The sequence below is a fragment of the Segetibacter sp. genome, from assembly GCF_025963695.1.
GTDB lineage: Bacteria > Bacteroidota > Bacteroidia > Chitinophagales > Chitinophagaceae > Segetibacter.
The window spans coordinates 1-4,422 of the sequence record NZ_JAOQAH010000006.1 but is presented as its reverse complement, the minus strand read 5'-3'; the positions used below and the strand labels follow the sequence as shown (position 1 = coordinate 4,422).

Genomic DNA, 4,422 nt, shown 5'->3' with positions numbered 1-4,422 from the left:
AAGGCACTATAAGCGAAGGAGATATGAAGTTAGTTATCCTAACCGACGACCATGACGTAGCAATGGAACACATTAAAACATATATCACTAAGCATTACCGGGAAAAAGAAAGACCAAAGGGATTGCGGCCCTGAAATCTGTTGAGAACTTTTGGGGATCTAAGGCAGTAGCATGCTTCGCTCGACTCGCTGGTTCTAATCCAGTGATTCCGACAATTGTTTCTGCCTGTTAGGTACGATAATCGTTATATGACACGCGCAGCGGTGGATAAGAGTGTTTTTATGGTACAAGCTGAAGTAACTCCGATCGTTCATCGTTGCGTCGCATTTCGTTCATCGGCAACTATTCGATTAAGCTTCCTTGCCCGGGCTACAGTTGAAGGTGAAAACACGATTCAACGGCAAGGCTGCAAGCAACACCAACAAGGGCAAAGAATAGTAGTTTGGTCATCTTTGTTAAGGTGAAAAAGATCTTACCTGGCTATCCTTATCTCTTAGACTAAGGAAGCAAACAAAACGCCGAATTAAGCGCCCAGAGCCTGCCCCCGCTTTTGGCGGCGATGTCATGCCAACACATAAAAGTAATGCTGTGAAGACCCGGCTCCAACAAACACCTGCGTCCGTTATCATAACTGAGAAAATTAAACGTTATAGATGGAAATTGCTTTACTTGTAGGACAAAGCGAACAACCTGATTTATATAACTGATGCGTCAAGTTTTTGTATTGCTTCTCTTGTTTGCCCCAATGTTTGTTTTGGCCAACACCTTTACCGTTGTCTCAAATGCTGATGCCGGAGCCGGTACCCTAAGGGACGTCGTTTCACTTGCTCAGGCCAACGGAGCAAATGTATACGATACTATTCTGTTTAATATACCTGATCAAAGTGCTGCAGGCAGAACGATCTTTTTAAACACCACTTTGACATTAAGCTCAAAATTAATTATTGACGGCAGCTCTCAAAGCGGGGTGAAGTTTGGCGTGTCGGATGCTAAAATAAAATTAGTTTGTAAGGATAGCATTGACTTTACTTTCATAAAGCTTTCTAATAGTAACAATGTTCATATCTACGGACTGTATATATCAGGAAAAAACATTTCCTCGTACATGAGTTTTGATCGCACGGTGACGGGCGTAGATTTCAAAAATTGCGACAGTGTATACCTGGGCGCTGCAGGCAAAGGCAATTATTTGAACGGGTTGCGTTATGGTTTCTTTAGCGATTATGATTCTTCGCGATACGTGGTAATAAGATCAAATGTGTTAGGCTTAAATGATGCCGGTGACATTGATCCTTCCTATGACAGGCGTAAATACAACGCCACCTCTATCTACTTCCAGAATGTGAGAGATATTGTTATTGGCGGACCATCCGCGGCCGATCGAAACTATATAACCGGCAGCGAGGCTTTTTCCATAAGTTCCACTAAACAGTATAATAACGGGTATGTGCGAATGGAAAACAATTATATTCATGTTAGCTATTCGGGACTAAAGTCGCTGTTTAATATTACCAGTGTTTATTCATGTGAGATAAGGGCCGGCAACGTTCCATTTAAGGTGGATTTTGAAGTAAGACTTAAAAATAACGTGCTTACCCACGTTAGCCTATTCATGATCTCTAAACCGTTTCTTGTGCAGGGGAACCGGTTTGGAGTGCAGGCAAACACAGAGGCAGAATTGACGGGAACCGCCACTTCTTTTCAATTAACTATTGCTTTTTGCGAAGAAGGATTGGTAGGAGGCGAGAATGAAATTGAAAAAAACATATTTGCCTATGGAACAGCAGGGGTAGGTGTTTTAGGAACTTATAAAGTGCACATCAAAAAAAACAGCATGTACTGTCACGGTCTCAAGGGAATTGTGAATAATTGGACTACTTCTAACCCTGATCGTCCTACCATGCCTCCCATGCCCTTCATCTACGTTAATTCAATCGTTAGCAATACTTATTCAGGAACGGCACCTCCAAATGCTAAAATAGAAGTGTTTACAGCTGATGCTGAATGTCTTGGCTGCGAAGGGAAAACATACATAGGCAAAACCACTTCGGATAATAACGGTAAATGGACCTATACGCCATCAACTACTTCTTCACTCGTTTTTACGGCTACAAATAAAGATAGTGCTACGTCAGAGTTTAGCAGGGCAGAGGTAAATGAGCGTAATGTGGTTGTAAATCCTTCAACATGCGGAAAAAATAACGGGTCGATCACAGGTCTTAAAATCATAAGTGGTACCGGCATTAAGTGGATGAACAACAAGGGGGAAGTGGTAGGTACAGATACTTCCATATACAATCTGCCGCCGGGCAATTATTATTATATGCTCTCCATTGGGGATAACAACTGCATCTATAGGCACGACTATGTGATTGATAATTTTGTCCCTGTTCAAAATATTGCGACAACTATATACCCCGCCTCATGCGGGAAAAATAACGGCTCAATAACCGGAGACTTTTATGTTGGCAATGATGCCACGCGTTACGGGTGGTTTAACAATGCCGGTGATACTATTAGCAGTCAGCCATCAATTTTCAATGTTGCTCCCGGCAGGTATTGGTTTAAAAGCTGGCTTAAAAATGATACGTCCTGCAATAAAACTTTTGGTCCTTTTGAAATAATTAATAAATCAGGATCATCATTAAATGTGAATAATGCCCGGGTAACTAATGCAGTCTGTAATAAAAATAATGGTTCTATTAAAAACATTCAAATTGAAAATCCCTCAGGAAACCCATACTTTAGTTGGCACGACTCTACCGGTGCTGTAATTGCACATACATTAGACATTGACCGTTTACCTGCAGGAAAATACAGGTTACGGTTTAAAGATGGAAGTGGATGCGACACCATTACCAGCGCCTGGTTTGTTGTAAAAAATGAAGGTTTAATATTCCTTGATGCATCTGCTGTATCTATACAAGCGGCTGACTGTAACAGCAATAATGGTTCTATTACGGGTCTTCGTGCTAACGGAGCAACAAGCTATCAATGGATTGCCAGTTCAGGCGGCAATACTGCAGGAAGTAATATTTCGCTTGAGAATGCTGCCGCCGGCAATTACCAGCTAATTTTAAATAACTCTTTTAACTGCGAGACCAAAAGCGCCCTGTTTGTTGTTCCACCTGCTTCTTTTATGACGATTTCTGTAAATGCTTTCCAACTTAAAAATGCGGGCTGCGAAAAAAATAACGGTTCTATCAGTGCCTTTCAGTTTTCAGCCAACAGTGCATTATACAATTTTCGTTGGATAGATAGTTCGGCTGCCAGTGTAGTTAGTACTGATCTGAATATCAATAACCTTTCTCCATCCACTTACCAGCTTTTTGCTAAGGATACAAACAATTGTGAAAGCAAAATTTTTTCGGCTAAAATTGTACAAACAGGTAAGCCCGTTATAAATTTTTCCGGAGTTTCTGTTAAAAACGATGTTTGTAATGAGGGCACAGGGCAAATAAGTGGACTGACTGCCAGTGGTGGAGCAGGCGCACCTTTTCAATGGCAATGGTTCAACACCGCCAACAGGCAAGTGGCCGGTACCAGCGGGTTTTTAAATGCGACCAGTGGTTCTTATTATGCTGTAGTTACCGACGCTTCACAGTGTGCTGATACTTCGTCATCATTTGCAATAGCTAACCAGGATGAGTTGCTCGTTTCTCCTCTACTCGACGACCGTAACATTTTAAGAGGCACTACAGCAGGTTTAGTGGTTAAAAATGTGCATCCCTACAAGTATCTTCTGTTTGATACAATTCCTGCTATTGCCCCGTACAGTTCAGGCACCTCCGGAATTTTGACTACCAACGCTGTTTTATTTGATAAGACTTTCTACGTACAGGCAGTTAAGGGAACTTGTGCAGGAAGTATTGTGCCGGTACAGGTGAAGGTTTTTGATGAGACAAGAATTGTTGCAGCCAATGCCTTTTCCCCTAATGGGGATGGGATTAATGATGTATGGAAGATTAATATAGAAGGTCTCGTATACATAGGCAGTTTTTCAATTTATAACAGGTGGGGAGACCTGGTGTACACCACGCGACACCTGCCACTGCAATGGGATGGAAGCTCCAATGGAAAGATCGCCGCAGTTGGAACCTATTATTATATCCTTGTAGCGAAGGATCATTTTGACAAGAGTATCAATAAATGGGGGTCTGTATTTCTAGTTAAGTAATTACCAGGTATAAACGCAAAAAGTTATGATCGAAAATCAAATAGGCGGTTATATAAGCCGATCCGTATAAGCAAACTTCGATGTGGTTTATCTATGTGAGTCGTTATGATCTTTTGAATCGTTGTAATAAAATTTATGTCCCCGCAGGTTCTCCTTTCACCGCATTGTGCGAGTGCCAAGGGAACCTGCCCTTCGCTACGGAAGCTCTTCATAGTGTACGGGAACAAAACCGTCCATTTTATTCT

The 4,422-nt window shown here is 41.7% G+C and carries 1 protein-coding gene; it reads left to right on the top strand.

The genetic code is table 11. The features are described from left to right. Positions 1 to 706: 706 nt before the first annotated feature. Positions 707 to 4,177, top strand: a complete 3,471-nt coding sequence (locus JWR87_RS00330; RefSeq protein ID WP_297814481.1) for a gliding motility-associated C-terminal domain-containing protein — start codon at positions 707 to 709, stop codon at positions 4,175 to 4,177. The last annotated feature ends 245 nt before the right edge of the window (positions 4,178 to 4,422 follow it).

Excerpts from the sequence above, each read along its gene's own strand:
- JWR87_RS00330 (WP_297814481.1), top strand. The coding sequence starts at position 707 with ATGCGTCAAGTTTTTGTATTGCTTCTCTTGTTTGCCCCAATGTTTGTT.